Origin of the sequence: Maribacter aquivivus (assembly GCF_900142175.1) — a bacterium.
GTDB classification, from domain to species: Bacteria; Bacteroidota; Bacteroidia; order Flavobacteriales; family Flavobacteriaceae; genus Maribacter; species Maribacter aquivivus.
In genome coordinates this window covers 2,319,955-2,341,661 of the sequence record NZ_FQZX01000001.1, presented here as the reverse complement: position 1 = coordinate 2,341,661, position 21,707 = coordinate 2,319,955, and the positions used below count along the sequence as shown (strand labels likewise).

At 34.1% G+C, this 21,707-nt stretch carries 20 protein-coding genes and 1 tRNA gene; 8 read left to right on the top strand and 13 right to left on the bottom strand.

The features are described from left to right. Window positions 1-414 (top strand): response regulator, encoded by a 414-nt coding sequence (locus BUC31_RS09935; protein ID WP_073243528.1) that lies wholly within the window; start codon window positions 1-3, stop codon window positions 412-414. A gap of 19 nt (window positions 415-433) precedes the next feature. Here the strand turns inward: BUC31_RS09935 and BUC31_RS09930 are convergent, their stop codons facing one another. The 11 genes from BUC31_RS09930 to BUC31_RS09880 form a co-directional block, all read right to left on the bottom strand. Further along, a complete protein-coding gene (locus tag BUC31_RS09930; RefSeq protein ID WP_073243526.1) occupies window positions 434-1,144 on the bottom strand; it encodes a LytR/AlgR family response regulator transcription factor in 711 nt (236 codons plus the stop codon). Continuing rightward, the gene (locus BUC31_RS09925; RefSeq protein ID WP_073243524.1) at window positions 1,145-1,465 is read right to left on the bottom strand and encodes a histidine kinase; all 321 of its coding nucleotides are present in this window, start codon (window positions 1,463-1,465) and stop codon (window positions 1,145-1,147) included. Continuing rightward, entirely contained in the window at window positions 1,462-2,520 is a 1,059-nt protein-coding gene (locus tag BUC31_RS09920; RefSeq protein ID WP_073243522.1) for a sensor histidine kinase, read from the bottom strand. The genes BUC31_RS09925 and BUC31_RS09920 overlap by 4 nt, the downstream gene beginning before the upstream one ends. After that, entirely contained in the window at window positions 2,520-3,650 is a 1,131-nt protein-coding gene (locus tag BUC31_RS09915; protein WP_073243520.1) for an FIST signal transduction protein, read from the bottom strand. The genes BUC31_RS09920 and BUC31_RS09915 overlap by 1 nt, the downstream gene beginning before the upstream one ends. A gap of 11 nt (window positions 3,651-3,661) precedes the next feature. Continuing rightward, complete coding sequence (locus tag BUC31_RS09910) at window positions 3,662-6,025, bottom strand: PAS domain S-box protein (RefSeq protein WP_073243518.1); 2,364 nt, start codon at window positions 6,023-6,025, stop codon at window positions 3,662-3,664. Next, entirely contained in the window at window positions 6,018-6,560 is a 543-nt protein-coding gene (locus BUC31_RS09905; RefSeq protein WP_073243516.1) for a heme NO-binding domain-containing protein, read from the bottom strand. Before BUC31_RS09905 ends, BUC31_RS09910 begins: the two co-directional genes overlap by 8 nt. A gap of 78 nt (window positions 6,561-6,638) precedes the next feature. Next, window positions 6,639-7,040: a response regulator gene (locus BUC31_RS09900; protein ID WP_073243514.1), complete on the bottom strand. Its 402-nt coding sequence runs from the start codon at window positions 7,038-7,040 to the stop codon at window positions 6,639-6,641. A gap of 125 nt (window positions 7,041-7,165) precedes the next feature. Continuing rightward, complete coding sequence (locus BUC31_RS09895; RefSeq protein ID WP_073243512.1) at window positions 7,166-8,413, bottom strand: NAD(P)/FAD-dependent oxidoreductase; 1,248 nt, start codon at window positions 8,411-8,413, stop codon at window positions 7,166-7,168. A gap of 16 nt (window positions 8,414-8,429) precedes the next feature. Then, a complete protein-coding gene (locus BUC31_RS09890) occupies window positions 8,430-9,437 on the bottom strand; it encodes a 4-hydroxyproline epimerase (RefSeq protein ID WP_073243510.1) in 1,008 nt (335 codons plus the stop codon). A gap of 21 nt (window positions 9,438-9,458) precedes the next feature. Beyond that, a complete protein-coding gene (locus BUC31_RS09885; RefSeq protein WP_073243508.1) occupies window positions 9,459-11,036 on the bottom strand; it encodes an aldehyde dehydrogenase (NADP(+)) in 1,578 nt (525 codons plus the stop codon). A 118-nt stretch (window positions 11,037-11,154) separates the two neighbouring features. Then, window positions 11,155-12,072 carry a dihydrodipicolinate synthase family protein gene (locus tag BUC31_RS09880; RefSeq protein ID WP_073243506.1) on the bottom strand — a complete coding sequence of 306 codons (918 nt, stop codon included), beginning with the start codon at window positions 12,070-12,072 and terminating at the stop codon, window positions 11,155-11,157. A 133-nt stretch (window positions 12,073-12,205) separates the two neighbouring features. Between BUC31_RS09880 and BUC31_RS09875 the strand changes: the two genes are divergently transcribed. The 6 genes from BUC31_RS09875 (at window position 12,206) to BUC31_RS09850 (ending at window position 16,994) form a co-directional block, all read left to right on the top strand. Further along, window positions 12,206-13,051, top strand: coding sequence for an AraC family transcriptional regulator (locus tag BUC31_RS09875; protein WP_073243504.1), 846 nt, complete (start codon window positions 12,206-12,208; stop codon window positions 13,049-13,051). A gap of 84 nt (window positions 13,052-13,135) precedes the next feature. After that, window positions 13,136-13,219 (top strand) — tRNA-Leu (locus BUC31_RS09870). Window positions 13,220-13,329: 110 nt separating this feature from the next. Further along, on the top strand, window positions 13,330-14,229 hold the full coding sequence (locus BUC31_RS09865) for a MerR family transcriptional regulator (RefSeq protein ID WP_073243502.1): 900 nt from the start codon (window positions 13,330-13,332) through the stop codon (window positions 14,227-14,229). Between the two features lie 14 nt (window positions 14,230-14,243). Next, window positions 14,244-15,701 carry a phytoene desaturase family protein gene (locus BUC31_RS09860; protein WP_073243501.1) on the top strand — a complete coding sequence of 486 codons (1,458 nt, stop codon included), beginning with the start codon at window positions 14,244-14,246 and terminating at the stop codon, window positions 15,699-15,701. Between the two features lie 7 nt (window positions 15,702-15,708). Next, window positions 15,709-16,548 (top strand): phytoene/squalene synthase family protein, encoded by an 840-nt coding sequence (locus BUC31_RS09855; RefSeq protein WP_073243499.1) that lies wholly within the window; start codon window positions 15,709-15,711, stop codon window positions 16,546-16,548. Then, entirely contained in the window at window positions 16,548-16,994 is a 447-nt protein-coding gene (locus tag BUC31_RS09850) for a sterol desaturase family protein (protein WP_073243497.1), read from the top strand. Before BUC31_RS09855 ends, BUC31_RS09850 begins: the two co-directional genes overlap by 1 nt. 12 nt (window positions 16,995-17,006) lie before the next feature. Here BUC31_RS09850 and BUC31_RS09845 read toward each other — a convergent pair whose 3' ends face one another. Both BUC31_RS09845 and BUC31_RS09840 read right to left on the bottom strand, forming a co-directional pair. Continuing rightward, on the bottom strand, window positions 17,007-17,573 hold the full coding sequence (locus BUC31_RS09845; protein ID WP_073243496.1) for a TlpA family protein disulfide reductase: 567 nt from the start codon (window positions 17,571-17,573) through the stop codon (window positions 17,007-17,009). A gap of 78 nt (window positions 17,574-17,651) precedes the next feature. Next, entirely contained in the window at window positions 17,652-19,925 is a 2,274-nt protein-coding gene (locus BUC31_RS09840) for an aconitate hydratase (RefSeq protein ID WP_073243494.1), read from the bottom strand. A gap of 339 nt (window positions 19,926-20,264) precedes the next feature. Between BUC31_RS09840 and BUC31_RS09835 the strand changes: the two genes are divergently transcribed. Continuing rightward, a complete protein-coding gene (locus BUC31_RS09835; RefSeq protein ID WP_073243492.1) occupies window positions 20,265-21,707 on the top strand; it encodes a pyridoxal phosphate-dependent decarboxylase family protein in 1,443 nt (480 codons plus the stop codon).

The window sequence follows — 21,707 nt, the reverse complement described above, 5'->3', positions numbered from 1 at the left end:
ATGATTACAAAACCAAATATTTTACTCGTAGATGATGACGAACTGTATTTATATATAATGGAAAAAACCATTCATCAATTATCAAAAGATTTGGTGGTAAGCACATTTACGGATGGAGAACAAGCTGTTGAGTACATTTCTAAATGTACCGATGAAAAAGTTGAGCTTCCTGAAGTCATTTTCTTAGATATCAACATGCCATTTTTAGATGGATGGGGATTTTTAAACGAGTTTAAAAAACTTAAGGACAAAATTCATAATGACGTAAACATCTATATGGTAAGCTCTTCTATGCGTGATAGCGATATTAAAAGAGCCTCTGACTTTGAAGATTTAACAGGTTATGTTATTAAGCCTGTAAACAAAGTTCAATTAGCAGAAATATTTAAAAAGATTTACCACGAAAATTGGTGATTATGACTTTATAAAAAGCTTAAAGAAGGTTTAAACGTCTCATTAATTCTGGACGATTAGATCTACTAATGGGCACCACATTTTTAGCTATAAGCACACTATTATCTTCTATATCAATAATTTTGGTAAAGTTGATGATATAAGATCGGTGTATTTGCAGAAACAACTTTTCAGGTAATTTTTCCTTTATTTTTTTCAAGGTAGTATGTACCCTATGGTCTTCTTTCTCTGTTTTAACATCAATGTAATCGCCTTTGGCTTCGATAACCAAAATTTCATTGAGTTTCAACTTAATCAATCTTCGGTCAATATTAATATATAAATCTTCATCTTCAGATGAATTTTGTTGCGGCGCTACCTGTGCTTGTGGCTTTTTAGAAGAACTATTCTTAATTTTTTCAATACTTTTTTCAAAACGCTCTAACGTAATGGGTTTCACCAAATAATCAACAATACATTCATATTCGTAAGCGGCTATTGCGAAATCTGTGTCAGAAGTAGTCATAACTACTTTTGGTGGATCCTTAAGCGTTTGTATAAAATCGACACCACTAAAACCTGGCATATGTATATCTAAAAAGATAACATCAATATTTTGATGATTTAAAAACTTGATAGCCGAAATGGCATTATCAAATTCTTCAATAACATCGAGCTCAGGTATTTTTGAACATAATTGCCTTACAACTAATCTTGCCGTGGCTTCATCATCGATTATAATACAGTTCATTTAAATTGTTTTAATGTATTCTTCAATAGTTTCTAATACTTCAACGAATTTAGATTGACTATCGTGCTTACCATCCAATAATTCCATTTCATAGGCTACTGCTAGCTTATAAGAATTTTCCATTCCTAAAATATTGAACTTATGTTTTAGCTTATGAACGATTTCGGCAGTTTCTTTTACTCTTGTATTTTTTACATGACCAAAATATTCTTCCTTTTCTAACGGAAATTCGTTTTTAATAATATCAAGAAACTGATTTCTAAAAGCAATGTCGTCACCGGCAAGTTCATCTACATAATTAAGGTTGGGTTGTTCTATCATGAATTCTTTTTTAATGTGATATAAAACGTAGTACCAACGTTTTCTTCTGATTCTAACCGAACATCGCCTTCATAAAGTACCGCAATTTTCTTAACAATTGCAAGTCCGATGCCGGTAGCATTATTGGCTGTCTCCAGCTTTTTAAACATCTCAAAAATTCCTTTTTGATGTTTTTCAGGTATTCCCTTTCCATTATCTGAAACACTGAATTTCCAATAAGTGTCATCTGGCTCGTAACCAATTTTGATTACACCTTTATCTACATGTTCAGTTGCCGTTACAGCATTAGTGAATAAATTCATGAACAATTGCTCTAAACGTGCTCTTTCAAAGAACATCTCCGGCAATTCTTCATTATACTCAAAGGTTATGTTTTCAGGTACGTAAATAGTCTGTTCAATATCTTTAAGACTATCTTCTAAACTAAACGATACTTTATGCTCTTCAGTTTCACCCATTGTGGCGTGTTTTAGAATACCACTAATAAGCTTGTCCATCTTGGTAAGATTTTCAGATACCAATGAGCAATTTTCTTTACTAACATCAGAAAATTTATCTTTTTCATCTTCCATTATCCAACTCATCAACGCGTTGATGTTTCGAATAGGCGATTTTAAATCATGCGATACCATTTGCGCATAATTATTTAAAGATTCATTCTGGTTTTCTAAACTACTTAGAAGTTTATCTTTTTCTGTTGACATCTCTGAAACCTGCGATGCCAAATTACTTATGTAAGTTGCAAGTTCTTCTGTATTAAACTCATCTTGAATCTTTATAGTCTTTTCATCATTCAAATTCTCTCTTAAACTACGAATAGCGTTTTCTAGAGAAACAAGAATACTCTTTTGTTGCAATGCCTCTTTCTGTAAGCTTTTATTGGCTTCAAAAAGTTCGTCAGAACTAATAGCTGAAGCTCTATGAAGCATAGAAAATTTATCATCAAAATTCTCATAAGATTTTTCTACAGCTTCTAAAAAACTTTCCATTTCTGGGTGCGCCTTTAGATCTTCTGGTAAATATTTTCGAATTTGTCTTTTTAACAGGGAATGCATTATTCGCTAAATAAGGTTAGAGTCATGGTCTGATTGTGCAATTTACAACTATCTTGACCGCTAAAAGGTGCCATTTCGCCGTAGGAGTAAAATCCGCTTATTACCGTATTATCACCAATTACTGCTTTAACTTCTTCGATTTCTTCTTCGGTACGTTGATCCATTACCAACTTTCTACCAATACAACTAATCAATAACGCTAACTCTGGAGATTTTTTTCTATCACTCATAGCGAGTTCTGCTGCATGAAATGCCCCATTTGCAATATCATCTACAGACGACATCATTAATTGCACCCTTGCCCCTTCTGGAACGTCACCAGCGAGTGTCATAGTATTTTCTACTTCATCAATATTAAGAATAGTTCTAACCAAAGGCTCTGCATCATCTGTTACTTTTACACTTAACGGATAAAGCAATGCCGACTTCGGCAATTCATCTGCCTTTTCACCTAGGTAGGTTTTGTAAAGATCTAATGCCGGTTTACCATCTAATTCAAAAAGTAGATTACCTTCAGATTTTGTGATAATACGTTCAGGTCCAAAAGTGGTCCAACCACCATAATTAGAACTGGTAATTTCTAAGGTATCACCATAAAAACCTATAGCTATTATTTCGCCTTCCTTCGGGTTTTCATTATAAGATGCCAATGTTCTTTCAAAACGATCATCATCACCACATAATCCGCCAGAAAGTCCAAAACTCGTGTTTTTTAAATGTTCTAAACCTTCTATAAGAGCACTACCATTAACGGTACTACCTTCAGATATTACAAATAAATGCTTTAAATTTTCTTTAGGGAACTCAGCTATTAAACCCTCTCCCAGTTTTTTATCATCATTTTTAAAATCTGCCACATTGCTTCTTTTTACCAAAATTGAACTCTTCTCAAATTCAATAGCAGTTAAAACAACGCATCCGTCCAAAACAGTATCATCTATAATTTCACCTGAAGTGGTACCAAAAACGATATGACCATTTGGAAATAATTTGCTAACCTCTGTATATATTTGATTACTTTCTAAAATATATCGATTACCAAAAACCAATACTAACGGTTCATTAAGTAGCGTAGAATCTTTAATTACAAAAGATTCATTTGGTTTTTTTATTCCTTGAACTATTTTCATTTTGTGAATCTTTAGTTATGGTTTTTCTTTATGGTAAAATGAAATTGAGTTCCTTCCCCAACAACGCTATCTACCCAAACGCTACCTTGGTAACGATCTACTATTTTCTTAACTATTGAAAGCCCAATACCAGTAGACCTTTCATTATTACCTATAGATTGAAATATGTCGAAAATCTTCTTATGATACTCCTCTGGTATACCTACCCCATTATCGCTAATGGTAAATTGCCAGAACTCGCCATCGTCTTTATAGAGAACTTCAACCAACCCTACTTCTCTTTCTATATGCACAACCGCATTACCAATTATATTTTGAAAAACTTGATGCACTTTAATTCTATCTGCCATGATAATTGGCAAAGTCTCAGGAATTACCAATTTCACATGTTCAGGAATATAAATGGTCTCGCCTATATCATTTATTACTTCGTTCAGGTCTACTTTAGAATCATCTAAATCAGAACTATTTGCTGTAGAATATTCTAAAATACCATGAATTAGTTTATCCATAGAGGCAACTTTCTCTTGCATAAGCTCAAGATTCTGTTTACCACCTTCATCTAAAACATCTTTATAATCATCACTTAACCAAGTTGCCAGAGCACTAATACTTCTTAACGGAGACTTAAGGTCATGAGAAACAATATGGGCATACTCTTGTAAACCTTGGTTACTGTTCTCTAAATCTTTTAATAATTTTTCTTTTTGAAGTTCTAATAATTTTTGATCGGTAATATCTAAATGTATACCAATAGAACCAATAACTGCACCAGTATCATCATACCTAGGCGCACCACTAATTAGCCAATGTCTAATGGAATTATTTTTATTGTAAACCTCAACTTCATAAGAATCCGATACCCCACCTAATCTATTTTCATTTTTCTTTTCAATGAGGCTACCGTCCTTAAATTTTATTGTTTGAGAAGCAATTTGACCAATAAGATCTTCTTTTTTAAAGCCACACATACTACAAAAGCTTTGGTTGACCATTTGAATAACATCATCATTATCGACCTCAACAAGACCTAAGTTCATGTTTGCAATGATACTACTATACTTTTCTCGTTGATTTTCTAAGTTCTTTCTATAATTTTTAGAAATGGTAATATCTTGATAAGCCCATAAGTGCCCCTTGTAATCACCATCATTATCTATAGGTATAAAATCTCTTGCTAAAATTCTACCATCGATCATTTCAAGTTCATCTGCCAAAACGGTTTCTTTTTTAGTTAGAATTTCCTCTATTCTACTAACAAAGCTTTTTGGACTCTTGAAATACTTTTTATACTCTTCTTCAGATTCTGCACAGTCAACGCCAATAATATTCTTAGGAGATTGTTTAATATGAAATAAATCACAGAACTTTTGATTGGTCAATGCAATTTTACCTTCCTCGTCTTCTAAAAGAACACCTGTTTGTAAATTAGAAATAAGAGCAGCCAATCTATTTTGGGATGCTTCTAGCTTTCTATCTGCCTCTAGTTGATGCGAAATATCTTCTATAATAGCTACCTGATAATCTTTTTTTCTATGATCATCATGTATCGCTGAAATTCTGGTTTTAGCCATTATAGTAGAACCATCTTTTCTAGCAAACTTCCAAATTTCGGTAAATTTTTCAATTCTACCGGCACACATTTCATCAAGTTGATTTAGAGAATCTGCTACATTTTCTGGTTCTGAAATTGATTTGAAAGAAATATTTTTGAGCCCGCTTTCATGATAACCAAGCATATCAACAAAAGTATTATTGGTCTTAAGAATTACTCCGTCAACGGCTAAAACAATACCTAAAGGAGAATTCTCTACTATAATATCTAATTGCGCCTTTTGTTCAGCAACTAGTCTTTTTACTTCGCTTTCTTGGGTAATATCTCTAATGATACCTTGTGCAGCAATTGGTCTTTGATTTTTGTCATATACTAGACTTGCGTTAATTTGCACCCATTTTTCTACACCATTATCAAGAATAATTTTGGCACGATAATTTTTTAAGCTACCTACCTCAATCATCGATCTCATCGATTCTTGGGTATACTCCATAAAATCTGGATGTATAAATTGCGAAAGGTTTACTACCTTATCATTATGATCAAACTGCAAAAATTCTTTAGCAGATCTGTTCATATTAATAACATTGAATTGTAGATCCATTACCACGTAAGGATCGATAATATTTATAAAAATACCATCTAATTCAGATGTTTTTTCGCTTAGTAAATTTTCGAGTTTACTATTAGTTTCTCTTAAATGACTAGTAACATCATAGAGCTCCTTAGATTTTTCCTCTAAGATATTCTCTGCCTGTTTACGCGCTTTTTTCTGGCGCTCAAGGGCTTTTTTTAAGAGAAGAACTTCTTTATTATCCATGTTGTACTACGTCAAATTTTACTTCAGTACCGTCTTCTTTAAGAAGTTCATAGGTAATATCAGCTTTACCGTTAAAATGTTCAAAAGCCTTTTCAATTAGACCATGAGCTAACCTATATAAACCTCTAGATGAAGAATATATCATGGAAATAGAATTATCAGTCTTTTCTAGTATCTTAAACGTAGGAAGTTCTGCTTCAGGATAAAGTTTTTTTACATGAACATGTATATGATCCTCTATTGAATATAGTAACCCTATGGGGTTTCTGTAACTTTGAATAACCTCTGGATGCGCATTTTTTAAACTTGAGAATAAGTATAGTCCAAATGCATAAATTAAATCTCCGGCCGGTAAATCTACCTCTTTACTCAGCTGGGTAATCAACGCTACCATTTCATTAAATTCGTAAGTAGCTACAGAAGTATAAATACCCTCTGATGGTAAATTTGATTTCTCAATAATATTATCAACAGTCTCTAAACCGAACTCAGATTCGACCATTTCTAAAAACTCGGTAAATACGATTCCTTTCATTTGATTTTTTTAAATACACTCAAACGTAGGAAAATTAATACGTAAATAGGAAAAAATGTTGTGAAATGAGCTTTTTTGTTAGCCTTTTACTAGTTGATTAACATTCCAGTACTCTAAAACAGCGTTTAATTTGTACTCGTAATCTTCATATTTTAATGGCTTAATTACATAACCTGCAATACCAGCTTGGTAACATTTCAACAAATCTGCTCTATTTTCTGAGGTTGTTAAAATAACTGTAGGTAAATATTGAAGTAACTCATCTGCTTTTAAAATAGCTAGAAATTCAATACCGTTCATTCTTGGCATATTCAAATCTAAAAGAATAATATCCGGTAATTTTTCGCCAGACCTTAAATAGGTTAACGCTTCTTCACCATTTTTTGCTTCAATAATTGAATGCTTTAAGTTAAGTTTAGAAACTGTACGTTTCAACTTCATAACTTCTATTAAATCGTCTTCTATTAGTAATATGTCCATAGCTCATTTATATTGATACGACAAAGATTAGAGATTAATCAATCTTAAAATGGCAGCAATAGGTGAATGGCAGTTTACTGTCGGTGAATGGTAATTCTATGCCGATGAGTATTTTTTAACAATTTTTAAAATGTGCGATTAGGACTAAATGCCGCTATGTTCATTGAGGTTTTATTATCTGTCAATAACTCTGAAACCAGCTTACCTGTAGCAGGTCCTAAACTCCAACCCATCATTGCATGACCAGTAGCAATAGTCAAGTTTATTATATTAGAAGATTTACCTATATAAGGCAACCCATCTGGTGAAACAGGTCTCAATCCGGTTTTTACATTCTTTATTTCAGTGTCGTTAATTTTTATATCAGGGTAAAATGCTTGGGCACCATTGGCAATCGCAGTCACTCTTTCTTTTCTTATAATGTCGTTTAAACCAGAAAACTCCATGGTACCTGCGAATCTTGTAAAACCGTTCATAGGGGTAGCCGCTATTTTAGATTCCATCAATATAGCAGGAATCGTAATACCTGTATCACGTTCAATATTTATTCTATACCCCTTACCACCTTGTAGTGGTAACTTCAACTGTAATTTCTTAGCCAGCTCTCCACTCCATGAGCCTGCAGCTAAAACAACCTCTTCTGGTTTATAAGAACCCTTATTTGTAACTACCTCTTTAATACTGCTACCGGAACTTTTAATATCTAAAACTTCTTCATTCGTTCTAATAACAACACCTTGTTGCTTTAAATAAGCCATTAATTTGGGCATTATTTCTGTGGGTGTCGTGTGCCCATCGCACTCGTAATGTATAGCACCTTCTGCATCAATATTCACATTAGGTTCTAGTTGATGTAATTCTGTCTTGTTTAAATCAGATACCTCTAGCCCTTCAAAAGCAACTCTTTCGGCAACCTGTTTTTCGTGTAAATAACTAGCTTCGGTCTTATACAACATCAATAAACCTTTTCGCTCTAGTTGAAAATCGCCTAAATCGCCCGAATTTTTAATATCAGTAAATAGTTCTCTACTAATAAGGTTAATGTCCTTAATTAAAGGAATAGCCTTTTCTACCTTAGCTGGTGTTGATGACTTATGAAAATACCATGACCATTTTAAAAAATCAGCATCTAGTCTTGGTTTCATGTAAAACGGACTAGCAGAATTGAACATCATCTTTATTCCCTTAGAAATCATACCTGGTGATGCTAACGGAATTATATGACTTGGAGTAATATATCCTGCATTTACAAAAGACGCACCAGAGGTAATATCACCTTTATCAATAACGGTAACGGCAAAACCTTCCTTATTTAAAAAATAGGCAGTGCTTAAACCTACAATGCCACCGCCAATTATAAGTACATTCTTCATTTGTAGTTACTAAAATTTAAATTACTTGAAACCCGTATGCGTACGGATCATCGTCATCTATGGTAATAGTGTTTTGACCATATATTTTTGCCCAACCTTTAATACTTGGTATTATAGCAGATCTATCTATTAATGTCGTTTCCTCTTCTACCCTACCTACAAACTGAGAACCTATATAGCTCTCATGAATAAAATCTTCACCAACACTTAACTTACCTTTTGCAAACCATTGTGCCATTCGCGCAGAAGTACCTGTACCACACGGTGAACGGTCAATAGCCTTATCACCATAAAATACGGCATTTCTAGCAGTAGCATGTAAAGAGATTGTTTTCCCCGTCCATAATATGTGACTTACATTCCTTATTGTACTATCCTCCGGATGAATAAATTGCTCTGAATATTTCACATTGATTTTCTCTCGTAGTTCTTGACTGAACTGAATTAGCTGGTTTGCGGAATAATCTTGTATACCGGTAAAATTCTTTTGTGCATCTATTATAGCATAAAAATTTCCTCCGTAGGATACATCAAAGGTTAATTCACCTAACGCCGAAGAATCAATTGTTAAGTCTGAAGCAGCTAAGTAAGACTTCACATTGGTCAATTTTACCCAATCTACTTTATTACCCGTTTGCTGGTAGGATATATGTACTAATCCTGCGGGAGTTTCCATACGAACTTTTCCAGGTGTTTTAGGTATAATCAATCTTTCTTCAATACCAATGGTAATAGCACCAATAGTACCATGACCGCACATAGGTAGGCATCCGCTGGTTTCAATAAACAATATTCCAAAATCATTGTTAGGGTCGCTCGGAGCATAAAAAATACTACCACTCATCATATCATGTCCACGAGGCTCGAACATAAGTCCTTTACGGATCCAGTCATATTCCTTTAAAAAATGCTGGCGTTTTTCACTCATGGTCGCGCCTACCAAATTAGGACCACCTTGTTTTACTACCCTAACAGGATTACCACAAGTATGCGCATCAATACAAACAAATGTGCTCCTGGCCATATTAATAGTTTATTATTTGTTTCAGTTTTTAGTGTATTCGCCTTCAACAAGGCGGGTGATTTTCAGGGGATTCTCATTTTGCAAAGCCAATGGTAACAATTTATTAGGCCAATCTTGATAAGAAACCGGACGCACCCATCTTTTTATTGCCGAGGTACCAACAGAAGTAAAACGAGCATCTGTAGAAGCGGGAAAAGGACCACCGTGAACCATAGATGAGTTTACCTCAACACCTGTTGGTACACCATTAAACAATATACGCCCTACTCTACTCTGCAGCGCATCTACAACCCCAGAATTATTCTCTAAGTCATCCTCAGAACCTAAAACCGTACCTGTTAACTGACCTTCTAAATGATTTAAAATAGATTCCATTTCAAGTGCATTCTCACATTCAACTACCACAGAAAAAGGACCAAAAACTTCTTTGTGCAATTTTGTATTCGCCAAGAAATCGGCACCGCTAACTTTTAAAATAGAAGGTTGTGCTGTATTTGGATTAGTAGCTTTTTTATAATCTGCCGTAACGGTAATTCCTTTTTGGGCAGATAGCTCTTTTTTGCCTTCGTTGTATTTTGCATATATATTAGGATGCAACATGCATGTTGGTTCTAACTTTAGAATTTCTTCGGATAAAGTATTGATGAAACTATCTAATTTAGCTCCCTTTAATCCTAACACCAACCCCGGATTGGTACAAAATTGACCTGCACCCATAGTTATTGAAGAAGCATATTTAGTAGCCCATGCCTCACCGTCATTCTCTAATGCAGAAGGAAGTAATACGACAGGGTTAATGCTTCCCATCTCTGCAAATACAGGTATAGGCTCATCTCTCTCATTAGCTAATTTATAAAGCGCAGTACCACCATTTATACTACCTGTAAACCCAACAGCTTTTACTTTTGGATGTTTCACCAACTGCTGCCCAACTTCTATACCGCTACTGTTCAAATTTGAAAATACTCCATTAGGCATTCCTGTTTTTTCTGCCGCTTTTATAATTGCTGATGAAACTAGTTCACCCGTAGCTGCATGCATTGGGTGACTTTTAACGATTACAGGGCAACCTGCCGCCAGTGCACTTGCCGTATCACCACCTGCCGTTGAAAATGCCAATGGAAAGTTGCTTGCTCCAAATACCACTACAGGACCTAACGGAAATAACATTTTACGAATATCTGACTTGGGCATTGGCTCTCTATTAGGCTGGGCTTTTTCAATTACCGCTTCTACCCAAGAACCCTCTTTCAATAAATTGGCAAAAGCACGTAATTGCCCCATGGTACGCCCACGTTCACCTCTTGCTCTACCATCTGGCAAACCTGATTCTTTACAATAAGTCTCAATAAGTTCATCTCCAAGAGCTTCAATTTCATCAGCAATCGCTTCTAGAAATTCAGCCTTTTTAGCTCCTGAAAAATCTTTATAAACTTTAAAAGCATCAGTAGCTAAGGCTACCGCCTCATCAATTTCATTTGAAGATGCTTCGTAAAAAGTCCATTCTGTTTCTTTATTTTCTTTAGGATTAAAAGTCTTAAAAGTTTTATTTCCTTGCTTAGAAGATTTACTTCCTATTGCATTTGTACCGCTTATCATTTTCTATTTTTCTGATGTTACTCAAAAGTAAAGAAAGAAGCCGAAACAAATTTTGATTCTTTCTTTACTTTTTTAAATATGCCCAATAACACTATTAAGGCATAAAACAATAGTTGAATTAATTAATTCCTTTATAATCTGGCAATGATGGCCTTGTAGCCATACCTTGTTTTATAACCGCTGCTACTCTTTGGCGTTCTGCACCTACTAGTGGTAACCTTGGCGCACGAACATTCTCGGTCCCAATACCCGTAGCAACTTCTGCCATTTTAATATTTTGTACCAATTGCGGACTTATATCAAGCTCCAACAATGGTAAAAACCATCTGTATATTTCTAATGCTTCTTTAATTCTGCCAGCTCTTGCCAATTCAAAAACAGCACATGTTTCTGCCGGGAAAGCACATACCAAACCAGCCACCCATCCATCAGCACCCATTAATGTACTTTCTAAGCCTAAGGTATCTACACCAGTTAAAACATTAAGTCTATCTCCAAATCTTGTTTTTATACGTGTTATATTAGATATATCTCTCGTAGATTCTTTTACCGCCTGTATATTATCGCAAACCATAAGTTCCTCTAACATATCTAGAGTTACCAAAATTCCGTAATCAATAGGGTTATTATAAATCATAATAGGCAAATCGGTACTATTCGCCGTTTCTTTAAAATAGGTTACCGTTTCATGATCATTCGCTTTATAGCGCATTGGTGGTAGCATCATTAAACCTGTTGCACCACATTCTTCGGCAACTTCAGCAGCATGAATAGCCCCTTTAGTTGTTTGTTCGGCAATATTAATTATAACAGGTACCTGTCCTTTAACCAACTTAACAGTTTCTTTCATTAAAACCTTTTTCTCGTCGTAGGTTAGTGTACTTGCCTCCCCTAAGGTTCCGCCTAGTATAATTCCGCTAGCCCCAGCATCTAGTTGAGCTTTAATATTGACCGAGAACATATCTAAATCAAGTTCATCTTTATCGGTAAATTTTGTTGTAACTGCTGGCATAACGCCTGTCCATGAAATACTCATTCTATATTGTTTTTGATGATATCCAAATCTACGGGTAGTATTAGAATTTAATTGTTTTCATATTATCCACACATGGTACTATTTTACCATCTTAATCATACAATTACAATATATAGTGCTAAATTAGATGCATATGAAGGTCTTTCCGTTTAAAATACCGAAACCAATCAGTGAGCATTTAATCGTTCAAATAGATAAACAACCCATCTTTTACAATCGCTTACATCAACATAAAGAAATTCAAATAAGCTATATCATAAATGGTAACGGTAAATTGTTAGTGGGTGATAGTATACACCATTTTTCTGCCGGAGATATATTTGTTATTGGTAGTAATCTACCTCATGTTTTTAAAAGTATAGCGGCTGTTGAAGATGCCCATATGCTTACCGTTTTCTTTACCCATAACACCTTTGGTCCTCACTTCTTTCAACTACCTTATTTTAAAGATTTACAATCTTTCTTTACAAATGCTGCTTCTGGTTTTAAAGTTATGTCGAATAAAAAGCAACTAACTCAGCAAATCTTAGCGCTACAATCTCTACAAAATCTAAAACGCTTTACATCGTTTTTAGAGCTATTAGAACAATTGAGCAATGCAGCTACAGAGCCATTAAGTAAGTTTATTTATGCTAAAACCTTAAGTTCTAATGAGGGTGAACGTTTGCAGGAAATATTTGATTTTGTTTTTAAAAACTTTCAGCAGCCTATAGTATTAGATGACATTTCTAAAATGGCATACATGACTCCAAATGCCTTTTGTCGTTTTTTTAAACAACGTACGAATAAAACTTTCTTTCAATTTTTAATAGAGCTTCGCGTAGAACATGCGTGCCAATTATTAAATTCTAAAAAAGAATTGAATATTAATATGATATCTGACCTATCTGGTTTCAACTCCATTTCTAATTTTAATAAGAAATTTAAAAAGATAAAAGGTTTAACACCAACTCAGTATCTAAAGTCACTAGTAGTATAGAAAAGTTCCCTCATTTATTATCATCAATAAATTTTAAATTGAATGAGAGGTTTCTATATTTGCTATTCAATATACTTCAAGCATGCCCACGTGGTGAAATTGGTAGACATGCTACCTTGAGGGGGTAGTGTTCGTAAGGACGTGCTGGTTCGAATCCAGTCGTGGGCACAAAAGGTTAGATTTAGGTCTAACCTTTTTTTATTTTGATAATTTTAACTATCAAGTACCCTAATACATTTTAATAAATTGTAAATTTGTTTAATACTTTTTCATAAAACATGAACAATGTAAAAAAGCAATTTAGTATTAGAGACCTTGAAAACCTCTCTGGTATTAAAGCACATACTATCAGAATTTGGGAAAAAAGATACAATCTTTTGTCTCCTGAACGTACAGACACTAACATTAGAACCTATAGTCTTTCAAGCCTACAAAAGTTACTCAATGTTACATTGTTGTACAATAACGGACATAAAATATCTAAAATCGCAAAGATATCTGATAAAGATATTCCGTATGTAGTTCGCGAAATAGTAGCAAAACACAGTCATAAGAGTCAAGCAATCAATGCTTTTAAATTGGCAATGGTCAACTTTGACCAAACTATGTTCTTTAATACATACAATGCGTTATTGAGTGAAAACTCATTCCGAGAAATTTTCAAAGAAACATTTGTACCACTATTGAACGAATTAGGTCTTTTATGGCAAACGGACACCATAAGTCCTGCTCATGAACATTTTATGAGTAGTTTGATCAAACAAAAAATTCTTCTTAATACAGAAAAGCTTCAACATTTAGAGCCTACCAAGAAAGACAAAGTATTTGTTGCATTTTTACCTGAAAATGAAATACATGATATAGGCTTACTTTATATCAACTACGAGATTATTTTAAAAGGTTATAAGTGTATTTATCTTGGTCCAACAATACCTATGGAGAATCTAGAAGATGTATTAAAGTATTTCGATGATATCTATTTCGTATCTTATTTCACTGTTTTTCCTGAAAAAGATAAGATTAATAAGTATTTAGAAGATTTCTCTAAGCTAGTTGCCGAATATAACAACCCTAATTTTTGGATCTTAGGAAGACAAACAAATTTTATTGAAGAGACTACAAAACCTAAATTTTGTAGAACATTTACTTCCATAGATAATCTGGTTAACAATTTATAATCTCTTTGATACAAATGAATAAAAGCTGCATAGTAATTGGTTCTGGTTTTTCATCACTATCAGCGGCATGTTACTTGGCAAAAGCTGGTTGGGATGTTTCTATATATGAGAAAAATGACACTGTAGGTGGTAGAGCTTCTCAATTCATAAAAGATGGCTTTACGTTCGATATGGGTCCGAGCTGGTATTGGATGCCAGACATATTTGATAAGTTTTTTGCCGATTTCAATAAACAAACATCAGACTATTACCAACTAGATAAGCTGAGTCCTGCTTATAAAATTTTCTTTAGTGACGATATTATTACCATCGGTGATAGTATGGATAAAATTTGTGAGGAGTTTGAAAGAATAGAACCTGGCAGCTCTAAAGCATTAAAAAAGTTTATTAGTAAAGCACAAGAAAATTATGATATTGCCATCAACAAAGTAGTTCTAAGACCAGGACTTTCTCCTTTAGAGTTGGTAACCAAAGAAACCATTTTAAAAGTTGACCAATTTTTTAAAACTATTAGTTCGCAAGTACGTAAGTCTTTTAAAAATCCAAAATTGATATCTACTTTAGAATTTCCTGTATTGTTTCTTGGCGCCAAGCCTAGCAATACTCCGTCGTTCTATAATTTTATGAATTTTGCAGATTTTGGCTTAGGTACATGGCATCCAAAAGGTGGTATGTATGAAGTAATAAAAGCTATGGAGAGTCTTGCAAAAGAACTTGGCGTCAAAGTACACACAAATTCGGCCATTGAGAAAATTCAAGTAACCAACGGTAAAGCAACAGGTGTTACGTGCAATGGAAAAACCTCTACTGCAGATGTTGTTTTAAGTGGAGCAGATTACCATCACTCAGAAAGCTTATTAGATAAAAAATACCAGCAATACTCTCAAAACTACTGGGATAAAAAGGTATTTGCACCTTCTTCATTATTATTTTACATAGGGCTTGATACTAAACTGAACAACGTTGAGCATCACAACCTATTTTTTGATACAGATTTTGAGCTACACGCTAAAGAAATTTACGACAATCCAAAATGGCCTACAAACCCGCTATTCTATGCTAATTTTCCATCGATAACAGATGCAAGTATGGCACCCGATGGTTGCGAAACAGCATTTTTTCTAGTACCAATAGCTACTGCTCTTAAAGATACCGAAGCATTGAGAAGTCAATATTTTGATTTAATAATGAATCGTTTTGAAAAAAGAACCGGGCAAGACATTAGAAAAAATATTATATTCAAAGAAACATTCTGTGTAAACGACTTTGTGGAACGATACAATTCATATAAAGGCAATGCATATGGCATGGCCAATACTTTAACACAGACTGCATTTTTGAGACCTAATCTAAGAAGTAAAAAAGTAGTTGATTTATATTTCACAGGACAACTGACTGTACCTGGTCCCGGTGTGCCACCCGCATTAATCTCCGGTAAATTAGTGTCAGAATTAATTATAAAAGATAATTAGTTAACCTATGAAAGATACTTTTGATCAAGTTTCATACCAATGCAGTAAGATTGTTACAAAACGATACAGTACGTCTTTTGCATTAGCTACCAAGATGCTTAACTCATCTATACGTGGTCATATTTATAATATATATGGTTTTGTTCGCTTTGCAGATGAAATTGTTGACACCTTTCATGATTATGACAAAGAAGTTCTTTTCGATAAATTCGAAGAAGAACTTGAAGCTTCGTTACGAGATAAAATAAGTCTTAATCCTATTTTAAACTCTTTTCAGCATACGTATCATACCTACAATATACCTAAGCACTTGGTTGATTCATTTATGAAAAGTATGCGAATGGATTTGGTGAAGAATATTTACCGAACCGATGCTGAATATAAAGAATACATATATGGTTCTGCAGATGTTGTTGGCTTAATGTGTCTTCAGGTTTTTGTAAAGGGTGATATTGAAGAGTATAACCGATTAAAAGAATCAGCAATGGCATTAGGTTCTGCATTTCAAAAAGTAAATTTCTTGCGAGATGTAAAAGCTGATTTTGAGGAACTAAATAGATCATATTTCCCAAACACGAACTTGAAAGAGTTAGATGAAGCATCTAAAAAACGCATCGTTGAAGAAATAAAGGCAGATTTCAAAAAAGGATATGAAGGAATTGTAAATTTGCCTACAGATGCAAAATTTGGAGTATATACAGCGTATAAATATTATTATAAACTGTTGAATAAGTTACAAAGCACACCATCTTTAGAAATTAAAAACGCACGGATTAGAGTACCTAATTATCAAAAATTTGGTTTACTAGCGCGTTCTTACGTTAAATTTAAAATGAACTTAGTATAATGAATATAGTTATTGGAATATTGATTTTTCTAGGAACTTTTTTGTTCATGGAATTCATGGCTTGGTTTACTCATAAATATGTAATGCATGGTTTTTTATGGAGTCTTCATAAAGATCATCACAAGAAGGATCACGATTCTTGGTTTGAAAGAAATGATCTGTTCTTCATCTTTTATGCAATTGTCAGTATGTCTTTATTTTATTCAGGCACCACAGGTTTTTGGTATGGATACCCGTTAGGGTTTGGAATTTTAGCCTATGGAATAGCTTATTTCTTGGTGCATGATATCTTTATACACCAACGCTTTAAACTATTTAGAAACGCTAATAATTGGTACAGTAGAGGTGTTAGAAGAGCTCATAAGATGCACCACAAACATTTAGGCAAAGGTGAGGGCGAATGCTTTGGTATGTTGTTTGTACCCTTCAAGTATTTTAAGAAATAGTAATCGGTAAATCTACAAACTAGGCTTTTCAGCTATAAGTTGATTAAGAAGTTTATCAACTTTTTCATTATCCCAATCAGCAATGGCATTTTGGTGTATTACTATTGAACCCGATTTATCTATTAAGTAAGACCCTGGTGGTTTTAATAATGAAATTGGACTTGGCTCACCAATTATTTGATAAGTTACTGGAAAAGTATAGCCCTGCTCTTCCATAAAAAGCTCTACAGGAGCTCTTTCTTCATTGGTAATCACATAGAACTTCATCTTGTCGCCGTAAGTGTCGTAAAGGTACTGCACGTCTTTTAACTGCGCCTGAGAAGGCATATGCCAAGAAGTCCAAAAAGTAATGAATGCAACCTTACCTTTTGCTTCCTCAAAGTTAAAAAACTTCCAATTCTGATCTTTTAATTTCCAATCATAGTCAGTTATCTTACCTCGTTTTTCAGGTTGAATAATTGTTGGGGAAGTGGCAAAAACCCTGTTAAGAAAAATCTTGCTATAATCACCTAATGGGGTGACGAAAAAAGAAATTACAAAAGCAATGATCAATAAGGTAAAAACCGTTTGTCTGGTCATAAAAATTAGATAGGGGTCAAAACTAAAAAACTCCTGATTAATATCAGGAGTTTTCCTTACAAATTTTGAGTTGTTGAATTATGAGGCGTTTTCCCTCTTAATAACGTTTAAAGCTGAACCTTCTCTATACCACCCAATTTGTGCAGCATTATAAGTATGGTTTACTTTGATTACATCTTTACTACCATCTGCATGAACAATCTCAACCGTTAACTGCTTATCTGGCGCAAAATCTGCTATATCTATAAAATTAAAGGTATCATCTTCTTGAATAAGGTCATAATCGCTTTCATTCGCAAAAGTCAACCCTAACATACCTTGTTTTTTAAGGTTTGTTTCGTGTATACGTGCAAATGATTTTACAATTACTGCAGCAACACCTAAATGACGTGGCTCCATTGCAGCATGTTCTCTTGAAGATCCTTCACCATAGTTATGATCACCAACAACAATGCTTTTTACACCTGCAGCTTTATAAGCACGTGCAGTATCTGGAACACCACCAAACTCTCCGTTCAATTGATTCTTAACCAAGTTAGTCTTATGACCAAATGCGTTTACAGCACCAATTAAACAGTTATTAGAAATATTATCTAAATGACCACGGAAACGTAACCATGGTCCTGCCATAGAAATGTGATCCGTTGTACACTTACCAAATGCCTTAATCAACAATTTGGCACCCATTAAACTCTCGTCTTTTATAGGTGTAAATGGTTCTAACAATTGTAAACGTTCAGAATCTGAAGCAACTTTAACTTCCACACCAGATCCATCTTCATCAGGTGCAAGAAAACCTGCATCTTCCACTGCAAAACCTTTAGGAGGTAATTCCCACCCTGTAGGCTCATCGAACATTACTTCTTCTCCTTTTTCATTGATTAATTTATCCGTCATCGGGTTAAAATCCAATCTACCTGCAATTGCAATTGCCGCTGTAATTTCTGGCGAAGCTACAAATGCGTGCGTATTAGGATTACCATCTGCACGTTTTGCAAAGTTTCTGTTGAAAGAGTGAACAATACTATTCTTTGGCGCATTTTTAGGATCGCTGTAACGTGCCCACTGTCCAATACATGGTCCACACGCGTTAGTAAATATCTTAGCATCTAATTTCTCAAATATTCCAAGAATACCATCACGGGCTGCTGTATAACGTACTTGTTCAGAACCAGGATTAATTCCTAATTCAGAATTCATTTTAATTCCTTTATCAATAGCTTGTTGTGCAATTGAAGAAGCTCTAGATAAATCTTCATAAGAAGAGTTGGTACAAGAACCAATTAATCCCCACTCAACAGCTAACGGCCATTCGTGTGCAGTAGCCTTTTCTGTCATGTCTTTACCAACTTTCGTAGATAAATCTGGAGTAAAAGGACCATTCAATAATGGTGTTAATTCAGACAAGTTAATTTCAATAACCTCATCAAAATATTGTTCAGGGTTTGCATATACTTCATCATCTGCAGTTAAATGCTCTTTAACCTCATTTGCCGCATCAGCAATATCAGCTCTATCGGTAGCTCTCAAATAACGCTCCATAGACTCGTCATAACCAAAAGTAGAAGTTGTTGCTCCTATTTCGGCACCCATGTTACAAATTGTACCCTTACCTGTACATGATAAAGATTTTGCACCTGAACCAAAGTATTCAACGATAGCTCCCGTTCCACCTTTAACGGTAAGAATTTCGGCAACTTTTAATATAACATCTTTTGGTGCTGTCCATCCAGAAATAGTTCCAGTTAACTTTACACCTATTAATTTTGGAAATTTAAGCTCCCATGCCATACCTGCCATAACATCAACAGCATCTGCACCACCAACACCAATGGCAACCATACCTAATCCACCTGCATTAACAGTATGAGAATCGGTACCGATCATCATTCCACCTGGGAATGCATAATTCTCCAATACTACTTGGTGAATAATACCAGCACCTGGTTTCCAGAAACCAATTCCGTACTTATTAGAAACAGATTCTAAGAAATCAAAAACTTCTGCACTTGTAGTGTTTGCCGATTTTAAATCTGCAGTAGCACCATTTTTAGCCTGAATTAAGTGATCACAGTGTACTGTAGTTGGTACAGCAACCTTAGGCTTACCTGCTTGCATAAACTGCAATAGAGCCATTTGAGCCGTAGCATCTTGACAAGCAATACGATCCGGAGCAAAATCAACATAATCTTTACCTCTTGTAAATGGTTTATTAGGAGTGCCATCCCATAAGTGAGAATATAAAATCTTTTCTGAAAGAGTTAGAGGCTTACCTACAATCTCTCTCGCCTTGCCTACACTTTCCGACATGGAAGCGTAAACTTTTTTAATCATATCTATGTCAAAAGCCATAAAATCTATTTATAAAAATTGTTAATCTATCTTATCTGTACAAGATACGAAATGTACGATGATTTTGAAACCACATTTGAAATAAAGAATGACTATAAAAAATTGAATCAAAAAGGCTTGATTATGAGCACTCAAGCTACATATACTACATAAATTACCTTTAATACATCTCAATAGTTGCCACATCCTTAGTCAAAACAACACCCTCAACCGCAACTTAATAATCTACTATACTATGTGCACTACCAAAAATTGCAGATTAAACACCCTTATTATTTTAAAGCTTTTTTTGAAACCAATTGGGTTACTTCATGTATTTTACACAAAATTAAAAACTTCATGAAATCACCTTTTCACTTATCAAAAGAAGAAATGCAATCTTATGGTTATAAAATTGTAGACTTAATTGTTGAGCATTATACAGAAATTGAGAGTAAAAATCCCGTAAGTATTGCTTCAAGAAAAGAAATGGATTCTATTTTTTTACAAGAAGCCCCAGATAAAGGTATGCCTGCAGATAAAGTTTTAGACTTTGTCATGGACAATGTAATACCCAACGCTAATATTTCTGGTCATCCAAAATCATTTTCTTTTGTACCCGGACCCAGTAATTTTATCAGTGCAATTTCCGATTCTTTAGCAACAGGTTTTAATATTTTTTCTGGCGGATGGATTGTTGCTCCTGCAGCAGCAGAATTAGAAATCGTTACTTTAAATTGGTTGTTGAAAATGTTCGATTTTCCGATAAAAAAAGGTGGTGGAATTTTCACAAGTGGAGGTTCTATGGCAAACTTAACTGCTTTAGTAACCGCAAGAAGAGTAAAATGTGGAAACGATTTTTCTAATGCCATTATTTATTTATCAGACCAAGCACATTCTTCTAACATTAAAGCAATTAGGGTCTTAGGTTTTAAAAAAGAACAGATTAAAATAATACCTACAGATTTAGAGTTTAAAATAAGCATCAATAAACTTAAAAATGAAATCGCAAAAGATAAAATAGAAGGCAGAAAACCTTTTTGTATTATAGCTTCTGCCGGAACCACAAATACGGGAACGGTAGACCCTTTAGACACGTTAGCAGATATTTGTGAAAAAGAAAATCTTTGGTTTCATATTGATGGAGCATATGGCGCAGCAGCTATTTTATCAGATAAAGGAAGTAAGGCTCTAAGAGGTATTGAACGTGCAGATTCTTTAACTGTAGACCCTCATAAATGGTTTTTTCAACCTTATGAAATTGGGTGTCTTTTGGTAAAAGATGCATCATGGCTAAGCAATACTTTTAGCGAAAAACCAGAATATTTAAGAGATATAGAAGGTAACGAATCAGAAATTAATTTTTATGATTACGGTATTCAACTAACAAGAAGATTTAGAGCTTTAAAGTTTTACATGTCTATAAAAACATATGGCTTAGATGCTTTTAAACAAGCAATTACTTATAATATTGACCTAGCCGATAAAACGGAGGATTTATTAAGAGAAAGCGGAAATTGGGAAATTGTTTCGTTAGCAACTTTGGCTATAATAAATTTTAGATACAACCCCTTAGAATCAAAATTATCTGAAAAAAAACTGGATAAATTAAATCAAGAAATTTCAGCGAGAGTTGTGGCATCAAAAGAAGCACTTTTAGTAACTACTATTTTACAAAATCAAGTAGTAATAAGAATGTGCTTAATTAACCCAGATACTACATTAAATCATATAAAAGACACTTTAAATCAATGCGAAACATTTGCTGAACAAATTCTTTTAGATTGGAAAAATGCGGTTTAA

Excerpts from the sequence above, each read along its gene's own strand:
- BUC31_RS09935 (WP_073243528.1), top strand. The coding sequence starts at position 1 with ATGATTACAAAACCAAATATTTTACTCGTAGATGATGACGAACTGTAT.
- BUC31_RS09930 (WP_073243526.1), bottom strand. The coding sequence starts at position 1,144 with ATGAACTGTATTATAATCGATGATGAAGCCACGGCAAGATTAGTTGTA.
- BUC31_RS09925 (WP_073243524.1), bottom strand. The coding sequence starts at position 1,465 with ATGATAGAACAACCCAACCTTAATTATGTAGATGAACTTGCCGGTGAC.
- BUC31_RS09920 (WP_073243522.1), bottom strand. The coding sequence starts at position 2,520 with ATGCATTCCCTGTTAAAAAGACAAATTCGAAAATATTTACCAGAAGAT.
- BUC31_RS09915 (WP_073243520.1), bottom strand. The coding sequence starts at position 3,650 with ATGAAAATAGTTCAAGGAATAAAAAAACCAAATGAATCTTTTGTAATT.
- BUC31_RS09910 (WP_073243518.1), bottom strand. The coding sequence starts at position 6,025 with ATGGATAATAAAGAAGTTCTTCTCTTAAAAAAAGCCCTTGAGCGCCAG.
- BUC31_RS09905 (WP_073243516.1), bottom strand. The coding sequence starts at position 6,560 with ATGAAAGGAATCGTATTTACCGAGTTTTTAGAAATGGTCGAATCTGAG.
- BUC31_RS09900 (WP_073243514.1), bottom strand. The coding sequence starts at position 7,040 with ATGGACATATTACTAATAGAAGACGATTTAATAGAAGTTATGAAGTTG.
- BUC31_RS09895 (WP_073243512.1), bottom strand. The coding sequence starts at position 8,413 with ATGAAGAATGTACTTATAATTGGCGGTGGCATTGTAGGTTTAAGCACT.
- BUC31_RS09890 (WP_073243510.1), bottom strand. The coding sequence starts at position 9,437 with ATGGCCAGGAGCACATTTGTTTGTATTGATGCGCATACTTGTGGTAAT.
- BUC31_RS09885 (WP_073243508.1), bottom strand. The coding sequence starts at position 11,036 with ATGATAAGCGGTACAAATGCAATAGGAAGTAAATCTTCTAAGCAAGGA.
- BUC31_RS09880 (WP_073243506.1), bottom strand. The coding sequence starts at position 12,072 with ATGAGTATTTCATGGACAGGCGTTATGCCAGCAGTTACAACAAAATTT.
- BUC31_RS09875 (WP_073243504.1), top strand. The coding sequence starts at position 12,206 with ATGAAGGTCTTTCCGTTTAAAATACCGAAACCAATCAGTGAGCATTTA.
- BUC31_RS09865 (WP_073243502.1), top strand. The coding sequence starts at position 13,330 with ATGAACAATGTAAAAAAGCAATTTAGTATTAGAGACCTTGAAAACCTC.
- BUC31_RS09860 (WP_073243501.1), top strand. The coding sequence starts at position 14,244 with ATGAATAAAAGCTGCATAGTAATTGGTTCTGGTTTTTCATCACTATCA.
- BUC31_RS09855 (WP_073243499.1), top strand. The coding sequence starts at position 15,709 with ATGAAAGATACTTTTGATCAAGTTTCATACCAATGCAGTAAGATTGTT.
- BUC31_RS09850 (WP_073243497.1), top strand. The coding sequence starts at position 16,548 with ATGAATATAGTTATTGGAATATTGATTTTTCTAGGAACTTTTTTGTTC.
- BUC31_RS09845 (WP_073243496.1), bottom strand. The coding sequence starts at position 17,573 with ATGACCAGACAAACGGTTTTTACCTTATTGATCATTGCTTTTGTAATT.
- BUC31_RS09840 (WP_073243494.1), bottom strand. The coding sequence starts at position 19,925 with ATGGCTTTTGACATAGATATGATTAAAAAAGTTTACGCTTCCATGTCG.
- BUC31_RS09835 (WP_073243492.1), top strand. The coding sequence starts at position 20,265 with ATGAAATCACCTTTTCACTTATCAAAAGAAGAAATGCAATCTTATGGT.